The organism is Persephonella sp. (assembly GCF_027023985.1).
GTDB lineage: Bacteria > Aquificota > Aquificia > Aquificales > Hydrogenothermaceae > Persephonella_A.
This window is the reverse complement of record NZ_JALVTW010000007.1, coordinates 36254-54201: the sequence shown is the minus strand read 5'-3', so window position 1 is coordinate 54201 and position 17948 is coordinate 36254. Positions and strand designations below refer to the sequence as shown.

The 17948-nt window shown below is 34.3% G+C and carries 25 protein-coding genes, 1 tRNA gene and 1 pseudogene; 9 read left to right on the top strand and 18 right to left on the bottom strand.

Annotated features, from left to right (window positions below; translation table 11 throughout):
- The 4 genes and pseudogenes from MVE07_RS01255 to MVE07_RS01240 form a co-directional block, all read left to right on the top strand.
- Positions 1 to 245: pseudogene (locus MVE07_RS01255) on the top strand (hydrogenase); the annotation flags it as partial.
- Positions 246 to 248: 3 nt separating this feature from the next.
- Positions 249 to 416 carry a hypothetical protein gene (locus MVE07_RS01250; protein WP_297452986.1) on the top strand — a complete coding sequence of 56 codons (168 nt, stop codon included), beginning with the start codon at positions 249 to 251 and terminating at the stop codon, positions 414 to 416.
- Entirely contained in the window at positions 413 to 1855 is a 1443-nt protein-coding gene (locus MVE07_RS01245; RefSeq protein WP_297452984.1) for a hydrogenase 4 subunit F, read from the top strand. The genes MVE07_RS01250 and MVE07_RS01245 overlap by 4 nt, the downstream gene beginning before the upstream one ends.
- A 3-nt stretch (positions 1856 to 1858) precedes the next feature.
- A complete protein-coding gene (locus tag MVE07_RS01240; RefSeq protein ID WP_297452982.1) occupies positions 1859 to 3436 on the top strand; it encodes an NADH-quinone oxidoreductase subunit C in 1578 nt (525 codons plus the stop codon).
- A gap of 91 nt (positions 3437 to 3527) precedes the next feature.
- On the opposite strand, the gene MVE07_RS01235 is transcribed toward MVE07_RS01240, so the two are convergent.
- Positions 3528 to 3911, bottom strand: a complete 384-nt coding sequence (locus MVE07_RS01235) for a type II toxin-antitoxin system death-on-curing family toxin (RefSeq protein WP_297452980.1) — start codon at positions 3909 to 3911, stop codon at positions 3528 to 3530.
- Positions 3912 to 4103, bottom strand: a complete 192-nt coding sequence (locus tag MVE07_RS01230) for a hypothetical protein (protein ID WP_297452979.1) — start codon at positions 4101 to 4103, stop codon at positions 3912 to 3914.
- A gap of 94 nt (positions 4104 to 4197) precedes the next feature.
- Between MVE07_RS01230 and MVE07_RS01225 the strand changes: the two genes are divergently transcribed.
- Complete coding sequence (locus MVE07_RS01225; RefSeq protein WP_297452977.1) at positions 4198 to 4722, top strand: NADH-quinone oxidoreductase subunit B family protein; 525 nt, start codon at positions 4198 to 4200, stop codon at positions 4720 to 4722.
- A 20-nt stretch (positions 4723 to 4742) separates the two neighbouring features.
- Here the strand turns inward: MVE07_RS01225 and aroE are convergent, their stop codons facing one another.
- Genes aroE through MVE07_RS01190 form a run of 7 tightly spaced genes read right to left on the bottom strand, consistent with a single transcriptional unit; the run spans position 4743 to position 8102 of the window.
- On the bottom strand, positions 4743 to 5591 hold the full coding sequence (aroE, locus tag MVE07_RS01220; RefSeq protein ID WP_297452975.1) for a shikimate dehydrogenase: 849 nt from the start codon (positions 5589 to 5591) through the stop codon (positions 4743 to 4745).
- Positions 5588 to 5842: a NifU family protein gene (locus MVE07_RS01215; protein ID WP_297452973.1), complete on the bottom strand. Its 255-nt coding sequence runs from the start codon at positions 5840 to 5842 to the stop codon at positions 5588 to 5590. Before MVE07_RS01215 ends, aroE begins: the two co-directional genes overlap by 4 nt.
- A complete protein-coding gene (locus MVE07_RS01210) occupies positions 5842 to 6096 on the bottom strand; it encodes a hypothetical protein (RefSeq protein WP_297452971.1) in 255 nt (84 codons plus the stop codon). The genes MVE07_RS01215 and MVE07_RS01210 overlap by 1 nt, the downstream gene beginning before the upstream one ends.
- Positions 6096 to 6344: a sulfurtransferase TusA family protein gene (locus MVE07_RS01205; RefSeq protein ID WP_029522141.1), complete on the bottom strand. Its 249-nt coding sequence runs from the start codon at positions 6342 to 6344 to the stop codon at positions 6096 to 6098. Before MVE07_RS01205 ends, MVE07_RS01210 begins: the two co-directional genes overlap by 1 nt.
- Positions 6344 to 7402: a hypothetical protein gene (locus tag MVE07_RS01200; protein WP_297452968.1), complete on the bottom strand. Its 1059-nt coding sequence runs from the start codon at positions 7400 to 7402 to the stop codon at positions 6344 to 6346. Before MVE07_RS01200 ends, MVE07_RS01205 begins: the two co-directional genes overlap by 1 nt.
- Positions 7390 to 7638 carry a (2Fe-2S)-binding protein gene (locus MVE07_RS01195; RefSeq protein ID WP_297452966.1) on the bottom strand — a complete coding sequence of 83 codons (249 nt, stop codon included), beginning with the start codon at positions 7636 to 7638 and terminating at the stop codon, positions 7390 to 7392. Before MVE07_RS01195 ends, MVE07_RS01200 begins: the two co-directional genes overlap by 13 nt.
- A 5-nt stretch (positions 7639 to 7643) precedes the next feature.
- Positions 7644 to 8102: an iron-sulfur cluster assembly scaffold protein gene (locus tag MVE07_RS01190; RefSeq protein ID WP_029522138.1), complete on the bottom strand. Its 459-nt coding sequence runs from the start codon at positions 8100 to 8102 to the stop codon at positions 7644 to 7646.
- A 123-nt stretch (positions 8103 to 8225) separates the two neighbouring features.
- Here MVE07_RS01190 and MVE07_RS01185 point away from each other — a divergent pair, with 123 nt between their 5' ends.
- Complete coding sequence (locus tag MVE07_RS01185; RefSeq protein ID WP_345781535.1) at positions 8226 to 8405, top strand: HTH domain-containing protein; 180 nt, start codon at positions 8226 to 8228, stop codon at positions 8403 to 8405.
- Positions 8406 to 8520: 115 nt separating this feature from the next.
- The gene (locus MVE07_RS01180) at positions 8521 to 10227 is read left to right on the top strand and encodes a chloride channel protein (RefSeq protein ID WP_297452960.1); all 1707 of its coding nucleotides are present in this window, start codon (positions 8521 to 8523) and stop codon (positions 10225 to 10227) included.
- 27 nt (positions 10228 to 10254) lie between these two features.
- On the opposite strand, the gene MVE07_RS01175 is transcribed toward MVE07_RS01180, so the two are convergent.
- The 3 genes from MVE07_RS01175 to cas6 all read right to left on the bottom strand — a co-directional run bounded on the left by MVE07_RS01175 (position 10255) and on the right by cas6 (position 14160).
- A complete protein-coding gene (locus tag MVE07_RS01175) occupies positions 10255 to 11490 on the bottom strand; it encodes a cysteine desulfurase family protein (RefSeq protein WP_297452958.1) in 1236 nt (411 codons plus the stop codon).
- A gap of 19 nt (positions 11491 to 11509) precedes the next feature.
- A complete protein-coding gene (locus MVE07_RS01170; RefSeq protein WP_297452956.1) occupies positions 11510 to 12577 on the bottom strand; it encodes an Mrp/NBP35 family ATP-binding protein in 1068 nt (355 codons plus the stop codon).
- Positions 12578 to 13293: 716 nt separating this feature from the next.
- A complete protein-coding gene (cas6, locus tag MVE07_RS01165; protein WP_297452955.1) occupies positions 13294 to 14160 on the bottom strand; it encodes a CRISPR system precrRNA processing endoribonuclease RAMP protein Cas6 in 867 nt (288 codons plus the stop codon).
- Between the two features lie 66 nt (positions 14161 to 14226).
- On the opposite strand from cas6, the gene MVE07_RS01160 reads away from it, so the two are divergent.
- Positions 14227 to 14592 carry a gamma-glutamylcyclotransferase gene (locus MVE07_RS01160; RefSeq protein ID WP_297452953.1) on the top strand — a complete coding sequence of 122 codons (366 nt, stop codon included), beginning with the start codon at positions 14227 to 14229 and terminating at the stop codon, positions 14590 to 14592.
- 15 nt (positions 14593 to 14607) lie between these two features.
- A complete protein-coding gene (locus tag MVE07_RS01155; RefSeq protein WP_297452951.1) occupies positions 14608 to 14988 on the top strand; it encodes an HIT family protein in 381 nt (126 codons plus the stop codon).
- A gap of 3 nt (positions 14989 to 14991) precedes the next feature.
- Here MVE07_RS01155 and MVE07_RS01150 read toward each other — a convergent pair whose 3' ends face one another.
- From MVE07_RS01150 to MVE07_RS01125, 6 genes are all read right to left on the bottom strand, one after another.
- Positions 14992 to 15114 (bottom strand): hypothetical protein, encoded by a 123-nt coding sequence (locus tag MVE07_RS01150; RefSeq protein ID WP_297452949.1) that lies wholly within the window; start codon positions 15112 to 15114, stop codon positions 14992 to 14994.
- Positions 15107 to 15307, bottom strand: a complete 201-nt coding sequence (locus MVE07_RS01145; protein WP_297452947.1) for a hypothetical protein — start codon at positions 15305 to 15307, stop codon at positions 15107 to 15109. The genes MVE07_RS01150 and MVE07_RS01145 overlap by 8 nt, the downstream gene beginning before the upstream one ends.
- Before the next feature lie 127 nt (positions 15308 to 15434).
- Positions 15435 to 15509, bottom strand: a tRNA-Cys gene (locus tag MVE07_RS01140).
- Positions 15510 to 15557: 48 nt separating this feature from the next.
- Positions 15558 to 15947: a hotdog domain-containing protein gene (locus MVE07_RS01135; protein ID WP_297452945.1), complete on the bottom strand. Its 390-nt coding sequence runs from the start codon at positions 15945 to 15947 to the stop codon at positions 15558 to 15560.
- The gene (locus MVE07_RS01130; protein WP_297452943.1) at positions 15919 to 17637 is read right to left on the bottom strand and encodes a penicillin-binding protein 2; all 1719 of its coding nucleotides are present in this window, start codon (positions 17635 to 17637) and stop codon (positions 15919 to 15921) included. Before MVE07_RS01130 ends, MVE07_RS01135 begins: the two co-directional genes overlap by 29 nt.
- An 8-nt stretch (positions 17638 to 17645) precedes the next feature.
- The gene (locus MVE07_RS01125) at positions 17646 to 17948 is read right to left on the bottom strand and encodes a septum formation initiator family protein (RefSeq protein WP_297452941.1); all 303 of its coding nucleotides are present in this window, start codon (positions 17946 to 17948) and stop codon (positions 17646 to 17648) included.

The window sequence follows — 17948 nt, the reverse complement described above, 5'->3', positions numbered from 1 at the left end:
TTATAGGAATTTTCATAATGATTTCAAGGAAGAAGGCGATCACTCAGATCTTAGGATTTTTAACCCTTGAAAATGGAATAATGCTTGCAGGAACTTCTATAACAAAAGGTATGCCTTTTATCGTTGAGATAGGAATTTTCTTTGATGTTTTTGTTGGAGCTTTAATGGCAGGAATAATGATTTACCAGATAAGAACAAGTTTTCAGGATATTGATACAGATAAACTAAGCAGTTTAAAGGAGTAGATGATGAGCGAAACAACAGAACTCTGGCTTGCAGTAGTTGTATTTGGTTTGATGTTTGGCCTTATCATTTTTCTTATGATTTACTGGTCTAAGAAGGGAACAATTGTAGATGAAAGAGATAAAAAGTGGTATCAGGATAAACAGAATAAAGAAAAAGGTGAGGCAGAATGAAAATAATTCTGCTACTTCAGCTTATCTGGGCTGTTTTTTCATATTTTTTGCCGCTAAGGTTTACTTATTACCTGCAGATTTTGGTTTCTTTTGTAAATTTAACAATATCATGGTTTTTAATTGGTAAAGTAATTCAAGACAAGCAGATTTTTGAACTTAATAATCTGCTTTTTTTAGATGCTTTAAACGGAGTTTTACTGCTTGTTATAACAGGCCTTTCATTTTTGACTTCTATTTATTCAATTGGCTATATGAAAAAGGAAGTTGAGCATGGTCTTCCTGAGAAAAAGGTTCGGGAATTTTACTTTTGGATGAATGCCTTTATTTTTGCAATGCTTCTGGTTTCATTGTCAAACAACTTTGGTATTTTATGGATTGCCATAGAAGGAACAACCCTTGCAACGGCTCTCCTTATCAGTTTTTACAGAAACAGGGAGGCTGTAGAGGCAGGCTGGAAGTATATCATCCTTTGTTCTGTAGGAATTGCCCTTGCTCTTTTTGGAATAATAATTCTGTATTTTAGCGTTTCAGGTAAGCTTGGATATGAGCTTGATGCTTTAAACTGGACAGAAATTATAAATATTGCATCTTTCATAAATCCATTTCTTTTAAAACTTGCATTTATATTTGTTTTAGTTGGCTTTGGAACAAAAATGGGACTTGCTCCACTTCATTTCTGGCTTCCTGATGCACACTCGCAAGCTCCTACACCTATTAGTGCTTTAATGTCTGGAGTTTTACTAAACTGTGCTTTTTACTCAATAATCAGAGTAGAAGCGATTTTAAACAAAGCAGGAGTTGGGGATTTTGGAGCCCAGCTTTTGGTAATATTTGGAATATTCACCGTTTTTGTGGCTTCCATATTCATAATCAAACAGATTGATTACAAAAGGCTTCTTGCTTATTCAACAATGGAGCATATGGGAATTATTGCCTTTGCCTTCGGAATAAACACAAAGCTTGCAATTTTTGCAGGTATTTTCCACCTTTTAAATCACGCTTTTGTAAAAGGACTTATGTTTTTCTCTGTAGGTTCTGTTTTAACAAATTTCCATACAAAAAACTTTTTTGAGATAAAAGGACTTTTTAAAACATTACCTATTACTGCTGGACTAATGCTTTTAGGTGTGCTGGCAATAACAGGTACTCCACCTTTTAATATCTTTGCCAGCGAGTTTTTAGTCTTTATGTCAGCTTTTAAAGAAGGCTATGTATGGCAGGCTATTATTCTTATAGCCCTATTAATCCTGATATTTGGCGGTTTCGTTTACCACTTTTCACAGATGTTAATGGGAGAGCCAAATAAGGAGAAAAAATCAGAAAACCCATGGATGATTATTCCAATGCTGATACTGGTTATTATCTGCGTTGTTCTTACTTTTTATATTCCAGAGAAGATAAACATTTTATTTAAAAATATTGACCAGATAGTGAGGTAGAAAATGACAAAGGAAGAAGTATGGGAGCTTTTAGAACCTATAAAAGACAAAATTGATGATATATACATGAACAGCGACAACGAAGTTGTAATTTCTTTTAAACCCCATAACCTTGCTCCTATCTCAATTTATATTTTCAGAGATTTAGACTGTGAGCTTGCTACCGTCGTATGCACAGATGAAAGAGAAAAAGATGACACATTCAAGATAAAGTATGTTTATTCATACCACAAAAAAAATATATTTTTCGTTCTCCAAATAGAAGTTAAAGAAAGATTTGTTTCCCTGTCAAACAACATTCCTGCTCTAAACTGGTATGAAAGGGAAATCCACGATATGTTTGGGCTTGTTCCACTTAATCACCCAGATTTAAGACCTTTGATGAAATATCCTGAAAATTTTCCTCAGGATGAGTATCCACTTAGAAAAGATTATCCATGGGACAAAAGGCCAAAGTTTATGAAATACGGAGAGTATGAGTATAAAAAAGTAAAAGGAGAAGGCGTATTTAACATACTTGTAGGGCCAATCCACGCAGGAATTATTGAGCCGGGACATTTTAGATTTCATCTTGCAGGAGAGCCTATACTACAACTTGAAATAAGGCATTTCTGGAAACATAGAGGAATAGAAAAACTTGCAGAAGGGAAAACGCCAGAAGAGGTTCTACAATACACAGATAAAATTTCAGGAGACCACAGTTTTGCCCATACCCTTGCATACGTTCAGGCTATTGAAAAACTATCAAACACCGAAATTCCAGAAAGGGCAAAACATCTCAGAGTTATCTTTGCTGAGCTTGAAAGAATAATGTGTAATCTAAATGATTTTGCATGGCTGTTTCAGGATGTTGGTTATACATTTGGAGCTCAGGGAGTATTCATTTTAAAAGAAGACCTGATGAGGCTCAATAAAGCTTTATCTGGAAGCAGATTTAATAAAGGTGTTCTTACCCTTGGCGGAGTAAATATAGACTTAGACAATGAAAAAATCGCAATGCTAAAACACAAACTAAATGAGATAGAAGAAAAATACAAAGAGTATGCAAATATACTCCACAATAATGCAAGTATCCTTGAAAGACTTGAAACAACAGGAAGGATAAAATATGAAACTGTTAAGGATTTATCCGCTGTTGGATACACTGCAAGAGCTTCAGGATTGTCCTCAGATATTAGAAAAGAACATCCTTATCTTGTATATGACAGGTTAAAGTTTGATAGTATTGTCCTTAAAGAAGGAGATGTTTATGCAAGGCTTAGAGTAAGACTATCTGATTTAGAAAACAGTATTTCAATAGTCCGTCAGTGTTTGGCAAACTTACCGGATGGAGAGATTAAAACAGATTTAGGAGAAATTAAGAAAAATAGCTGGACTCTTGGATATGCAGAGGGACAAAGAGGAGATATTATCCATTATGTTCAGACAGATGAAGAAGGGAAAATCTTTAGATGGAAAGTAAGAGACCCTTCTTTCCACAACTGGCAAACAATCCAGTTTGCAGTTTTAGGAAATATTATTGCAGACTTCCCATTGGTTAACAAAAGCCTTAATTTATCTTACGCAGGAAACGACCTTTAAGAAAAACTTTTAGCATATATATTTTTAACTATAGCAGATATTTTGGTAACTCCTTTTTGTGAGTTTAACAAAAGATTTAAAGCTAAAAATTTTAAGATTGAACTTTACTGGAATGCTTTCTTGTCCATTCAATGATCTGTTTGTAAGAAATTTTATGTGAGGCTATACTCATAATCAGGTTATATTTTTCTTCTTCTGTGGCAGTTAAAACATATCCATTTTCTTCTAAAAATAATCTAAAGAGGACATAGGCAACTCTTTTGTTTCCATCAACAAAGGGATAGTTTTTTATAATGGTTTCCAGTAATTTTGCAGCTTTCTCTATAGGAGTTTTATATAAATCTTCTTTACCAAAGGTTTGAAAAGGAACTTTTAAAGAACTTTCAAGAAGATTTTCATCCCTAATACCAAAGCTTCCACCTGTAGAACGGATTATTTCCTTATGAATTTCTTCTATCAGTTTAGGAGAAAACATTTAAGCAAGTTTCTTTAGTAAATTTTTTTCTTCTTCTATAATCTTTTTAGCTTTTTTCAAAAAAATATCTTCTTCTATAGCCTGTGATAATAACTCTACTGCTACTTCGTCAGGATTTTTTCCTTTTTCTTTACTTAAAATTTCAATTTCCCGATAAAGTTTATCGCTAATTTTCAAATTTAATGTTTTCATCACGCTTACCATTTTCAGTTAACAATTTTTTAAATTATAATAATAAAATAGAAGCAAAACTATATATTTACAATGTAAAAAATCAGGAGGAGAGATGTTTAATATACTAAAAATAAGGCTTAAAGAAGGAATAAAGTCGGAGGATATACAGGTAAGAGATGAAAATGTTGAGATTTTAGGTAAAAAGCTAAAGGAAAAGATTGATAAATATTTTCAAAGGAGTTTTGCGATAAGAGAGGTTGACAGCGGTTCCTGTAATGCCTGTGAGTATGAAATTTCCGCCTTATCAAATCCCTATTATGATGTGGAAAGATTTGGGATAAAATTTGTTGCCTCTCCTAAGCATGCAGATGCAATTATGATAACAGGTTGTATGACAAGAAATATGTATAAAGCAGTCTTAAGAGCTTATGAAAATGTGCCAGAGCCTAAATTTGTTATAGCAGTTGGAGATTGTGTTTTAGATGGCGGAGTTTTTAAAGGAAGTTATGCCACAATGGACGGTATTCAGGATAAACTTCCTGTTGATGTATGGATAAAAGGCTGTCCTCCTGAGCCTATAGATATTATTTCTGGAGTTTTAAAGCTACTGGAAGAAAAATTTCCTGATAAAGACTAAGACAATACACTGTCTTAGGTTTATTTGGATAAAATTTCCCTCATTACTTCGATTGGGGCTCTTTGGCCTGTCCATATCTCAAATGCCTTTGCCCCCTGATAAAGAAGCATAGGAAGTCCATCTTGATAAAGGCAACCTTTCTCTTCTGCTGCCTGAAGCAGTTTTGTTTTTTTGTAAATAATATCTACAATAATATGTCTTTTTTCTATTTTGGAGTAATCAAATAATGGTGGGTCTTCATCTTTTAGACCAATTGAGGTTGTATTTACGATAATATCTACTTCTTTTAGATGATTCTCTATCTGATTAAGAGGAATAACTTCTATGATTTCTTCAATAAATCTATTTAATTTTTTAAAATCAGATACAATTTCTTCTGCTTTTTTAACGGTTCTATTGGCAAGTATTATTTTTTGAACTCCAGATTTTATAAGTCCGTAAACAACAGCTCTTGAAGCTCCTCCTGCGCCAATCACAAGAAATTCTTTATCTGCAAAATCAGGGGTAAGCTCCTTAAGACCTTCTATAAATCCATAGGCATCTGTGTTAAATCCCTGCAAATATCCATCTATATTTTTAATCGTATTGCAGGCACCTATATATTCAACTTCTTCTGATATTTCATCCAGATATTTTATGACTTCTTCTTTGTGTGGAACGGTAACATTGATTCCTTTGATTGATAGGGCTTTTATGCCATTTATTGCTTTTTGAAGGTCTTCAGGTCTAACTTGAAAAGGAAGATAGACCGCATTTATACCGAGGGCTTGGAATGCGGCGGTTTGGAATTGGGGGGACTTTGAATGTCGGACAGGATAACCTATTATCCCGTAAACTTCTGTTTCCCCGTCTACTAAAACATTACTCATGTTTGTATTTCAAATTTATGTTGTCCAATATGAACCTTTTTAACCCATGGTAAGAAGTTCTTAATCGCTACTATAATAACATCCTTCATTGTTATATCAGGCACCGGACATGTAGAGCAGGCTCCAAGAAGTTCAAGATAAACAGTATCATCTTCTACTTTTACAAGTTTAATATCCCCCATATCCAATGCTAAAGCAGGTCTAATCATTTCTAAAACATTTTCTACTTCTTGCTCTCTTGTTTTAACCATCACTCTTTCTCCATACTGATTTTAGGAACTTCAACACCTAATTTTTCTTGAAGTTCCTGAAAAAATTTTTGTCTGTCTTCTTCGGGTATGTTTAAAACATTGAAAGCACCTTTTATGCTCAATCTTTTTAGTGCTATATCTTCTAATTTTTTTTCGTAAAAATACCCGAAATATTTTTTAACTATTTCTTCGCTCTCAGGAAATTCTTCAAGCAGATGGAAAACTTTCATATCTTCTGTTATTTTCATGTTCATCAGTCCTGAGTTTTCTTTACATAAAATACATATACGCCATCTTCTTCTTTATATCCTAAAAACTCATTTCCTGTTGTTTCACACCATGCAGGAACGTCCTGAATAGCTCCTTCATCATCTGCAAGAAGTTCAACAATCTGTCCTTTTTTAGCCTGTTTCATCACTTTTGCAAGTTCTGTTATAGGGATTGGGCAAAAAGTCCCTGTTGCATCATGGGTAATATCAGGTTTTATATTTTCTAAATCCATTATATCCTCCAGCTTTCTAATATTTCTTCTTGTAGTCTTTGACCTTCGGTAATGCCCTCTACCCCTGTAGGGGATGTCCATTTTATATTTATTTTACCATTTTCATCTGTTTTAGAGTATCTTGCTACCAAATTTGCTATATCTTTAATTTCTTCCTGAGTTAAATCCCTATTTTCTATTGTTTTTGCTATGGCAACTGCACCTTTTCCAATTGGCTCAAAGAACCAGTAATTTTTCTTCAATCCTCTTATGAAATTACCTTCTCCTTCATTACGGGAAACTACAACTTTTGTTCCTGTAGGAAGTCTGAAATGTCTTCCAATGGTAAGCAGATACAGGTCTTCTCTTGTTATTTTATTTTCTACTGATAAAGTTTCCATATATTTTCTGGCAAAGTTTTCATCTGTTAAGTAACAGCAACCACCTGCAGGCTGTTCAAATTCATCTATTCCAAGTTCTTTTGCCAGTTGAAACTGCCTTTTTCTGCTTCTTCCTACAATTCCTTCCAGTTTTTCCCTATCAACCCAGCCTTTTATTTCAGGTATTGTAGGAGGTAGAACTTTTGCAGAAAGAGGCTTCAGGACAAGACCTTCTACTCCAGCTTCCCTTTCTATGATTTTCATAGCTTTAAGGTGCTGGCTCATTGGTCTTTGATTTAGAACTTCCCCTGAGATTATAAAATCAGCATCAAACTCATCCATTAATTCCTTTGCTTTTTTATACATAAAGGCTCTACAGTCTATGCAAGGGTTTACATTTGCCCCATATCCGTATTTTGGATTAGTAACAATATCAAAATATTCTTCTGAAATATCAACAATTTCCAGCTTGAAGCCGTATTTTGCAGCATATTTTAAGGCCGGATTCATATAATGTGAGCCGTCTGGCTTTTTCTCGCCTCTTCTTCTTTTTGTTTCCGTGATACAAAAGCCTGTATAGAAATGAACTGCAACTACATCTATCCCTTGATTTTGAATTAGTTTTATAGCTAATGTGCTATCAAGACCTCCTGAATATAAAGCTATTGCTCTTCTTTTTTCCTTCATTATTCTGGACATATACCTTTTTCTTTAGCTTGTTGTAATATCTCTGTTAAATGAACTTCTCTTTCTCCATCTGGGTCATCTTCAGGGGATTTACACAGACCACAGGCAGTGCCTGCATCTGTAGCATCCATAATATCATCAAGGGTGCAGGCTCCATTCTGGATAGCCTGCAGTATTTCCCCTAAAGAGACATCATTGCAGAAGCATATTGTTGTATCTTTATCCATTGAGAAAATGTCTTTCTCCATGGCCATTACCCTATATGTTCTAAGTCAATACCTTCTTCTTCCTCTTCTTCTATACAATCAGGAATTTTGTTAGCTTCTTCAACTCTACCTTGTTTCAGAAGGTAGTCCTTGATAGCAACGTGGAGTGTTTCAAGTCCGAGGTTTGTGCAGTGTATTTTTTGTGAAGGAAGTCCCCCAAGCTCTTCAAAAATTTCTTTGTAAGTCAGGTTAAGTGCATAGTCTATAGGCTTACCTTTTACCATTTCTGTAAGAACAGAAGAAACTGCTATAGCAGAACCACATCCAAATGTTTTGAATTTAACATCTTCTATAACATCATTTTCTTTGTTTACTTTTATTGTAAAAAGCATTGCATCTCCACAAGATGGGTTACCACACTGTCCATATCCATCAGGATTAGGTATTTCTCCCAAGTTCCTTGGATTCATGAAGTGATCCATTACCTTTTCTGTATATTCAAACATCGTTATACCTCCGATTTTTATTCTGCTTTCAATTTATTATTTATAATGTATACCCTCAATGAGTTAAATCATATATCTTCCTTTACGAAAATTAATTATAAAGCTTTTTAGAGGAGGTTTGAAATGTCTATGGAAGAAAAAGTTTTAGAGGCCTTAGAAAAAGCCGGTAAACCATTGAAAAGTGGGGAAATAGCAGAAATTACCGGTTTAGATAAGAAGGAAGTCGACAAAGTTATTAAGAAATTAAAAAAGGAAGGTAAAATTCAATCTCCAAAAAGATGTTATTATGCCCCTGCTGTCTAAAGTTTTTATTTGTAAATGCTTTTCCATAGTTTTATAATTATTTCTGTATAAAGGCAGCGGGGCAGGTGTTTTGTTAAAGACTATTCTGGGATATAGATTCAATTATCTAAACTTAATGATTCCCGTCATTATAGGACTCCTCGCTGGTATTTTTGCAATCTTATTCCTTAAAGCTATCTATTTTTTCACAGATACATTTTTAGTTAAATTTGTAGGTTATATACCTCCTTTACCTCTGGGGGAAGGGGGAGAAGAAAATTACACATTTATAATGAAACATCCTTATTTATTACCTATTTCCACAGCTATTGGTGGTATTATTGTTGGTATTCTGGTTCATTTGTTTTCTCCCGAATCTGCCGGAGTTGGAACAGATGCAGCTATAAGGGCATTTCATAAAAGAATTCCTCTCGGGCTAAAAACGTCTATCTGGAAGCTCATTACTTCTGCAATAACAATTGGTAGTGGTATGGTATCTGGGAAAGAAGGTCCTATTGCTCTTATTGGTGCTGGTATTGGCTCTTTTGTAGGTAGATTGTTCAAACTATCAGACAGGGAAAGAAATATTGCCCTTGCTGTCGGACTTGGTGCCGGAATTGCAGGTGTTTTTAAAGCTCCTTTCGCAGGTGCAATTATTAGTTCTGAAGTATTTTATAAAAAAGATTTTGAGGTTGATGCTTTAATTCCCAGTTTTATCGCTTCATTTGTTGCTTTTATTGTTGTTGGTTCTATTTTTGGATTTTCTCCTTTATTTCTTGTTAGACTGCCGGAGTTTGATGGTTTTAGCATATTTGACTTTTTATCTTATCTGATTTTAGGAATTTCTACTGCAATTATAGCCAGAATAATGATTTTTGCACTGGATGAGGCTAAGCGTTTTTTTGATAGACTTGAGGTTCATCCTGCGTTGAAACCTGGAATAGGCGGATTTATGGTTGGGATTATAGGAATGACAATCCCTGTTGCTATTGGAACAGGATATGGCTGGCTTCAGCTTATTATGCTGGATAGGCTTGAGTATCTTCCGGAATGGAAGATTTTTATAGGAATATTTCTTGTTATTATTGCCTTTGCTTTTACATTAGGTTCAGGTGGTTCCGGAGGTGTGTTTGGTCCCTCCCTTGTTATAGGTGGTTTAACAGGAGCTTCTGTTTATAATATTTTGCATTCATTAGGAGTTCCCGATAGCTCATCTTTTAATATAACAGCTATGACTGTTGTTGGTATGGTTTCTACATTTGCAGCGGCTGCTAAAGCCCCTTTATCTACTATTATCCTGGTTGCCGAGATAACAGGTGGATATCAACTACTTGTTCCTGCAACTGTGGCTGTTGCCATATCTCACTTTTTATCAGGGGAAAAGAGTATTTTCAAAAGTCAGGTTGACACCAAACTGGATTCAGCCGCCCATCAAGATGAGATTAAATATCTAATCTTAAACAGATATCTTGTTAAAGATATTATGAAAAAAGAGGTTATCACTATAAGCCCTGAAAGCACGGTTTTATATGCCAGTAAATTTATGCAGGAATATAGAATTTCTGCTCTTCCTGTTGTGGATAAAGAGGGAAAAGTTATTGGCTTAGTAACAAGTAATGACCTGATTAAAGCCTGTAATATAAAGCAGGAACAAACCCTTATCTATGAAATAATGAATGATAATCCTATATGTATAACAGATGAGTTAACATTATTTGAAACCTTGAGTATATTTGTTGAAAATAATATTAGTGTTGCTCCGGTAGTTAACAACTCAGAAGAAAAGATTTTGATAGGTATTATTTCTGATTATGATATAGGTAAAGTCCTTACAGGTAAATAAAAAAGCTCCCAAAAGGGAGCCAATAATTTATTTTACGTTTTTAAATTTGTCTGCTTTTTTGGCAAATTCATCCCAGTTTTCAGGTCCAAATGGTGATATTTCTCTAAGTCTTTGAACTGCTGCAGGATATTTATCAAGTATGTAATCAATGTCTTCCTCTGTATTTTCCCTACCAAGAGAGAAAACAATTGAACCGTTGGACATCTCTTTATCAACACCTATTGCAGCAAGAACATGTGATTGTTTAAGTGCATAGGAAACACATGCAGAACCGGAAGCTGTATAAATTTTATGGTAATCAAGCATAAGAAGCATAGCTTCACCTTCAATATACATAACAATTAATGAAAGATGGTTAGGAAGTCTTTTTTCCGGATGCCCTGTGAACTGGATGTAAGGTATTTTTTCTTCAATTCCTTTTTTGAGTTTATCTCTTAATGCTTTGAGTCTATTTACCCTGTCATCCATTTCTTTGATGGCCAGTTCTGCTGCTGCACCCATTCCAACAATCAATGGCACCGGTTCTGTTCCTGCTCTTCTTCCACCTTCTTGAATACCGCCTTCAATTAAAGGTTTTAGACGAACTCCTTTTTTAACATAAAGACCACCTACACCTTTTGGTGCGTAGAAATAGTGTCCTGTAAATGAGGCCATATCAAGTCCCCATTCCTCTACATTAACAGGTGTATGACCTACAGCTGCAGCAATATCAGAGTGGAAAACAACTCTTGGGTTTTTCTCTTTTGCTGCTGCAACCAGTGCAGGCATATCTTGGATTGTTCCTATTTCCCTGTTTGCATAACCAATAGAAACAAGAATTGTATCTTCTCTAACTGCTTCAGCAACTTTCTCAGGGGTTATAATACCGTATTCGTCTGGCATTATGTATGTAACTTCGTATCCTTCTTTTTCCAGAGTTTTGCATGAGTGAAGGATAGAGTGGTGTTCTATTGCAGAAACAACAATATGTTTTCCTCTTCTTGTAATACCTGGAGCTTTTGCAAATCCTTTTATAGCAAGGTTATTTGCCTCTATTGCTCCGGATGTATAAACAATTTCTTCAGGATTTCCCACATTTAAAAGTTCTGCAACCTGTTCTCTGGCTCTATTTATAGCCTTTTTAGCTTGAACTCCTAATTTATGCAGAGATGTTGGGTTTCCAAAATGCTCTGTAAAGTAAGGCTTCATAGCCTCTACTATTTCTTCCGGCACAGGTGTTGTTGCCAGATGGTCAGCGTAAACGATGCCTCTTTTTTCTATCATATCTAAATCCTCCTTTTTATTACTCACTTAGTTTTCTTATTACATTTTGTGCTATTTCCATAAATGCTTTTGCTGAGTCGCTGTCTTCCTTTGCTAAAACAATAGGTATTCCAAGGTCTGCAAACTCAGCTACTTTTGGTTCTATAGGAATTTTTCCAAGTAGCTCCGTATTATATTGTTTTGCTATTTCTTCTGTTTTTGATTTTCCAAATATTTCATAAGCTTTTCCACTATCCGGGCAAACAAAATAGCTCATATTTTCAACTATCCCCAGAACCGGTATTTGAACTTCGTTGAACATCTGTATTCCTTTTTTGACGTCTATGAGGGCTACATCTTGAGGGGTTGTTACTATAACTGCTCCATCTATTTCTGCGGTTTGCCCAAGTGTAATTTGAACATCACCGGTTCCTGGAGGTAAATCTATAATGAGGAAATCAAGACCTTCTCCCCAGTTTATATCAAATAGGAATTGGGATAATGCTTTAAAAAGAACAGGGCCTCTCCATATTACAGGAGTGTCTTCTGAAGGTAACAGAAGACCTATTGACATCATTTTTATCCCATGGGCTTCTGGAGGAATAAGTTTGTTATCAGGTGTTGCTGTCACCTGTTTATCTTTAGCTCCAAGCATTGTTGGTCCTGAAGGACCATACATATCAGCATCAAGATATCCTACTTCATAACCCATTTTCTTAAGTGCTGCTGCAAGGTTAACTGCTACAGTAGATTTTCCTACTCCACCTTTACCTGAAGCAACAGCTATAACTTTTTTGACTCCGGGGATTCTTCTCCTATTTTCAAATGGATTTTCCTGTGGAGGTGGTTGTGGCGGTTGTTGCTGCTGTGGTTTTGGTGGTTCTGAAGTAAATTCAACTTCTACTTGCTCTGCTCCTATAGATTTTAATACTGTTTCTGCTTTTTCTCTGAGATACTCGTGATATTTTTCACTTGGTGAAAAAAGTTTTATGTAAACATTATTTCCATCTATTCTTATATCTCTTAAAAGGTCTGCCAGTGAAAAGCTAACGCCAATTTCCTCAAGATTTGCATTTTTGAGGGTGTCCATTACTCCCTGAAGTGCCATTTAGTCCTCCTGATTAACAAAATTTTATTCAAGTATAGAATAAAATCCTTATTATTTTAAGCTATGATAACCATCATAACGGCTTCTTTAGATAAGTTGGGATTTTTTATAGACGATTTCAAGATTAAAGGGAAGAAGATAAGATAGAAATTTGGATTATAAAATTTTCCAATAAATTAGGGCTTAGAAAATAGAATCTGGCGAAGAAAGTTCTAAGGTTGGAAATATTCTGAGGGTTAAATATCTAAATCAATATTCAGTTTTAAAAATACCAAGCCATTTAACTATTTGACTACCACAATACCCTTAAACCGGCAGATCAGTTCCAGGAAATCTTTGAAGCTATTGAAAAGGTTACTAAACCGTCGCAATACCCTCAAATCAGCGGGTCAGTTCCAGAGCTTAGATTTTTGCGATTAAGCTGTTAATTTTATATTTTCAAATGAGTCTAAATTTCCCCTTAAAATTTACTTATTAGCTTTTATTATCAATGTTTTCCCCAAATTGTGAAATTTCTACAGATTTTCAGTTGCATAAAATTTATGCAGTTCGCTAATCATTGAGTTCCAATTATTATCTAAAATTTGAGTCCATCTTGCTAAAATTTACACCCTGATTTTGTAGAGATTTTTATATGATTTAGATCATATTCTCCTGTAATGTAGCCAGATACTTACTTATAACTTACCATGATTATAAATCTATGTGCAACTTTATTACTCTGTTCTAACTACACCAAGACCAAAACTTGTTGATTTTCCCAGATTTATATTTTCCAGCATTAGCAAGTATGGATATATCTCATTAATATCACCTTTTAGCTTGAAACTTCCTTCAAAGGCCGGAACAATCATCTTTTTCTTTTTTCTGTTTGACCATCTTTTCAGGGGAGAAGGCTTCATATTTTGGTCTGAGATTTCAAGTTTGGATTTGTTTATAAATATTTTGTCAGTTTTGCTGCCGTAATTCTGGGCTACATTTGAAACTCGGCTGACAACAGCTTTTATTAAATAATCCTTGCTAAACTCATTGGCTTTTATATATTTGCCACCGAATTTTAGAGAGGTAGGAAAAAGCCTTATATTTATCTCTTCTTTCCCCGTTCTTATATCAAAAAAATCACGGGCGTTAAATCTGGGAACAACAGATTTTAAAGGTTCATAGCTGCCTGCAAACGGATGGTAATAATATACCCCTGTTTGTTTGATAAATCTTTCTTTTCCCAAATTTATTACCGTATTCAAAGACTGGATAATAAATTCCCAATAATTTGAAGCAAATCCAAGAAGTGTTATATCAATGTTTAGCTTATCTCCTTCCTTTAATTGTTTGGAATTATATTCAGGTTGAAGAACATATTTTGATGGCATATTTAGGTAAAACTCTGTTTCAAAAATTACGGTATAAGGGCAGGTTTTGTTAAACTCGCATACTTTGCAATCTTCCCGGGGTTTTATACATACTATTTTCTTTAATCTTTTCCCCAAAACTCCCCTAATTGAAGAACCTAAAAAATAGGGCTGTTTAAAATCTGTAAGGGCAGTATATTCAAGTCTTATCCGTGAAAATTCAAACTCTACCATTAAAATTTCCTAAAAAACAAAATTTTAATAGAATTTAGTTTATTACATTAGTAGAGGCGATGAAAATTGGGTAAAAAATTTTACGTTTTTGTTTATGGCACTTTGAGAAAGGGCTATTGGAATCATAGATTATTGGAAAATAGTAAATTCTTAGGAGAGGCAAGGACAAAAGAAAAATATAGTCTTTACGCAGACGGGATACCTTATGTGGTTAAAATTCCAAGAACACATATAAAAGGGGAGGTTTATGAAGTAGATGAAGAAACTCTAAGATGCTTAGACCAGCTTGAAGAACATCCGGATGTTTATTATCGGGAAGAGATAGAAGTGCTATTAAATGGTAAACCTATCAAAGCATGGATTTATTTTTATCCTTATCCTGAAGGAGAATTTATACCATCTGGGGATTACAAAGATTATGGAAAAATATAAAAGGAGAGATGGAAAATGAATACTAAATGTCCCTTTTGCAATATACCTGAGGAAAATATAATTCTAAAAAATGACTTGTGTTATGCAATATACGACAAATACCCTGTAACAAAAGGGCATATGTTAATTATTCCTTATAGGCATTTTGATAATTATTTTGATGGAACAAAAGAAGAGAAAATTGCTTTTGTTGATTTAATAGACAAAGCAAAGGAGCTTTTAGACCAGAAATTTAGCCCTGATGGATATAATATCGGAGTAAATATAGGTAAAACTGCCGGTCAGACAATTTTTCATGTTCATATTCATCTAATTCCAAGATACAAGGGAGATACTGAAAATCCTGTAGGTGGTGTTAGAGGGGTAATTCCGGATAAGCAAAAGTATCGTTTTTAAGAGTTATCCCTCTTTTTCTTTATGACCAAATGTTTTATTTAAAATGGTTAGGACTATAACATTTATTCCAGCTCCTAAAATAATTCCCAAAAAAATAATTAAATAATAAGTTAATTCTTCATTCATACTTTTGGCCTCCAATGGCAATAAAAATGTTACCAATAACAGAGACAAGTATATAAGCAAATATAAAATACATTGCTATGCTGGTTTTAAATTCCCCTCTAATTATAGGTTGAGGTATAGCAAAAACTATAATCGCAACTCCTATATTTAACAAATGCTTACCATATTCTTTTAGACTTTCCTTTATATCCATTATTAACATCTTAAATTTTGCTTAGCTGTAATAAATATGGCAATGCCTTTTCCTTTTGACAAGTAATATAACAAAAACTGGCAAATAAAGATTTAAAAATTGAGTGATAATAGATGATTGTATAATTTGGAGGCGGAGGCGGGAATCGAACCCGCGCATAAGGGATTTGCAGTCCCCTGCCTTACCACTTGGCTACTCCGCCTTGTGAGGAGAATATATTATAGCACAGTTTGTTTTTTCTGCCAGAGGTCTAATCAAGCACATGTTTTGGGGTTATTACGCAATAAAACTTGCCTGTGAAGATGATTTCGTTTTCTTCGTTTTTTCCTTGAACTTCTACTGTTCTTTTATTTTCATTTTTTTCAACAACTATTCCTTCAAATACGATATGTTCTCCTACAACAGCAGGTTTTAAAAATTTTACCTCTGCCTTTGCAAGAACAACATTTGGATGATTTACAGCAAGCATTGAGCAGTAATCGGCAGCAGAAAAAATAAAACCTCCATGGACAAGACCTTTTTCATCGGCTTTCATCTCTTCGGTAAGTTCTAAAATCACAGAGGCAAACTTGTCAGTCTCAACAGCTAATGGCACTCCTGAATATTTAGGATTAATTTCCCTGTGGGTTCTTATTTCCATGCTCCACCTCTTTATCAGGTTTTTGTTTGTAATAAAACATTATTCTATCAACTAAAAATTTTAAAACAGGAGCTGAAACGCTACCACCGCCTATGAACTCCCATTTTTTTATTTTTTTCGGTTCGTTTGCGAATATAACCACAGTGAATTTTGGGTTTTCTGCAGGGAAATAACCTGCAAACCATGTATAAAATTTTTTATTTGAAAGGGCTTTTATTGCAGGGTCGTATTTCTGAGCTGTTCCGGTTTTTCCTGCAATTGTAAAATATTTGGATTTTCCCCTTTTAGCTGTTCCCCTTTCTACTACTTGAACAAGTATTTTTTGGAGTTTCTGGACTGTCTCATCTGATAAAACTTTTCCCATTTTTTCAGGGTTAATTTTTTCAGATTTACCGGAGGAAGAATCAATTATTTCTTTAACAAAATGTGGTTTTACAAGATATCCTCCGTTTGCTATTGCTGAGTAAGCTACTGCTATCTGAACGAGAGTAGCTGTCCAGTTCTGGCCTATCGACGCATAAGCCACATCTACTTTCCTTTTAAAAGGTCTGATTAAACCGGATGCTTCCCCGGGAAATGTTTTTGTTGATTTTCCAAAACCAAGTTTTCTAAACCGTTCGTAAAGTTTATCAGGGTCAAGACGGAGTGCGATATTTATAATACCTCCGTTTGATGAATGGACTATTATATCTTCAGGAGTAAGATTTTTATAGGACTTGTGGTCTCTAATTCTAACCCCGTCAACAATAACTTTTCCTTCTCCACAATAATATTTTTTTGAAAAATCTATCTTGTTTTCATCTATAGCTTCTGCGAGGACAAATGGCTTTGCCAATGAACCGACCTCATAGGCATTTTGGAATGATATATTTTTATGGTTTTTATATTTCCAGTATTTATTCGGATTGTAATTTGGATACGTTGCATTGGCTATAATCTCACCAGTGTTAGAGTCCATAATTAGTATTGCTGCTTCTTTAGGTTTTCTTTCCTTTACAAGTTTTTTTAAAGCTTCTTCTGCGATATACTGAATATTACTGTCTATAGTTAGTTTTATATCTTTTATATTTTTATCATTCTTTTCCTTTTCTATAGTTATTGGATTTCCAAGGGCATCTTTCATAAGAACTATACTTGCAAAACCTCCTCCCAGTATGCTGTCGTATTTAAGCTCAAGTCCGGCTGTCCCTTGACCAGTGTATCTGTTTACGAACCCTATACTTGAACCTGCTATGCTACCTAAGGGATAGTATCTTTTTGAACTTTCAACAACTCCAAGATTCCATTCTTGTAGAGATTTTCTTAAAGCAAGAATTCTGTCCTTATATAAACTGTCTATATTTCTGGCTAAAACCACATAATTTTTTTTGCCGTTTAATTTTCTCAGGATTTGTTGATAAGGAATTCTCAGGATTTTAGAAAGTTCTTTTGCAACCTTTTCTTTGTTTTTTATGTATTTTTTTATTGCGAATACATCAATGGTTGGAACACTAATACCAAGAATTCTTCCATTCTGGTCGTAAATTGTTCCCCTTGGAAGAATAATTTTCTCTTCGGCATAGTATTGCTTTTTGATATATTCCAGAAATTCCTGTTGTTTTAGAACCTGAAAGTAGAATAACCTTCCGATGACTGCAAAAAAACCTAAGGTTATAAGAAAGGCAGCTATATAAACCTTATTTTTGTTCATTCATATCTCTATTTTGTATCTATAAAATGCACTTTTGAATAATCTACAGTATCCATTTTGAGTTTTTGTTTTGCAATTTTGCTGATTCTTTCAGGTGAAGAAAGTTTACTTATTGTTTTTTGAAGCATTAACTTATCTGCTGCAAGCTGGTTTTTCATTTTTGTAAGTTCAACAATTTGTTTATCAATACTGAAGTAATACTGGTTATAAAGAACCATAGCACCGGCTATTAGCAATATAAATCCCCAGAAATATGTATATTTTTTTACATAACTTAAATCTTTTTTTAGCTCTATTACTAACTCCCTCAT

What these genes read in the sequence shown, in the direction of transcription:
- MVE07_RS01250 (WP_297452986.1), top strand. Translation starts at nt 249, where the DNA reads ATGAGCGAAACAACAGAACTCTGGCTTGCAGTAGTTGTATTTGGTTTG.
- MVE07_RS01245 (WP_297452984.1), top strand. Translation starts at nt 413, where the DNA reads ATGAAAATAATTCTGCTACTTCAGCTTATCTGGGCTGTTTTTTCATAT.
- MVE07_RS01240 (WP_297452982.1), top strand. Translation starts at nt 1,859, where the DNA reads ATGACAAAGGAAGAAGTATGGGAGCTTTTAGAACCTATAAAAGACAAA.
- MVE07_RS01235 (WP_297452980.1), bottom strand. Translation starts at nt 3,911, where the DNA reads ATGTTTTCTCCTAAACTGATAGAAGAAATTCATAAGGAAATAATCCGT.
- MVE07_RS01230 (WP_297452979.1), bottom strand. Translation starts at nt 4,103, where the DNA reads ATGAAAACATTAAATTTGAAAATTAGCGATAAACTTTATCGGGAAATT.
- MVE07_RS01225 (WP_297452977.1), top strand. Translation starts at nt 4,198, where the DNA reads ATGTTTAATATACTAAAAATAAGGCTTAAAGAAGGAATAAAGTCGGAG.
- aroE (WP_297452975.1), bottom strand. Translation starts at nt 5,591, where the DNA reads ATGAGTAATGTTTTAGTAGACGGGGAAACAGAAGTTTACGGGATAATA.
- MVE07_RS01215 (WP_297452973.1), bottom strand. Translation starts at nt 5,842, where the DNA reads ATGGTTAAAACAAGAGAGCAAGAAGTAGAAAATGTTTTAGAAATGATT.
- MVE07_RS01210 (WP_297452971.1), bottom strand. Translation starts at nt 6,096, where the DNA reads ATGAACATGAAAATAACAGAAGATATGAAAGTTTTCCATCTGCTTGAA.
- MVE07_RS01205 (WP_029522141.1), bottom strand. Translation starts at nt 6,344, where the DNA reads ATGGATTTAGAAAATATAAAACCTGATATTACCCATGATGCAACAGGG.
- MVE07_RS01200 (WP_297452968.1), bottom strand. Translation starts at nt 7,402, where the DNA reads ATGTCCAGAATAATGAAGGAAAAAAGAAGAGCAATAGCTTTATATTCA.
- MVE07_RS01195 (WP_297452966.1), bottom strand. Translation starts at nt 7,638, where the DNA reads ATGGAGAAAGACATTTTCTCAATGGATAAAGATACAACAATATGCTTC.
- MVE07_RS01190 (WP_029522138.1), bottom strand. Translation starts at nt 8,102, where the DNA reads ATGTTTGAATATACAGAAAAGGTAATGGATCACTTCATGAATCCAAGG.
- MVE07_RS01185 (WP_345781535.1), top strand. Translation starts at nt 8,226, where the DNA reads ATGTCTATGGAAGAAAAAGTTTTAGAGGCCTTAGAAAAAGCCGGTAAA.
- MVE07_RS01180 (WP_297452960.1), top strand. Translation starts at nt 8,521, where the DNA reads ATGATTCCCGTCATTATAGGACTCCTCGCTGGTATTTTTGCAATCTTA.
- MVE07_RS01175 (WP_297452958.1), bottom strand. Translation starts at nt 11,490, where the DNA reads ATGATAGAAAAAAGAGGCATCGTTTACGCTGACCATCTGGCAACAACA.
- MVE07_RS01170 (WP_297452956.1), bottom strand. Translation starts at nt 12,577, where the DNA reads ATGGCACTTCAGGGAGTAATGGACACCCTCAAAAATGCAAATCTTGAG.
- cas6 (WP_297452955.1), bottom strand. Translation starts at nt 14,160, where the DNA reads ATGGTAGAGTTTGAATTTTCACGGATAAGACTTGAATATACTGCCCTT.
- MVE07_RS01155 (WP_297452951.1), top strand. Translation starts at nt 14,608, where the DNA reads ATGAATACTAAATGTCCCTTTTGCAATATACCTGAGGAAAATATAATT.
- MVE07_RS01150 (WP_297452949.1), bottom strand. Translation starts at nt 15,114, where the DNA reads ATGAATGAAGAATTAACTTATTATTTAATTATTTTTTTGGGAATTATT.
- MVE07_RS01145 (WP_297452947.1), bottom strand. Translation starts at nt 15,307, where the DNA reads ATGGATATAAAGGAAAGTCTAAAAGAATATGGTAAGCATTTGTTAAAT.
- MVE07_RS01135 (WP_297452945.1), bottom strand. Translation starts at nt 15,947, where the DNA reads ATGGAAATAAGAACCCACAGGGAAATTAATCCTAAATATTCAGGAGTG.
- MVE07_RS01130 (WP_297452943.1), bottom strand. Translation starts at nt 17,637, where the DNA reads ATGAACAAAAATAAGGTTTATATAGCTGCCTTTCTTATAACCTTAGGT.
- MVE07_RS01125 (WP_297452941.1), bottom strand. Translation starts at nt 17,948, where the DNA reads ATGAGGGAGTTAGTAATAGAGCTAAAAAAAGATTTAAGTTATGTAAAA.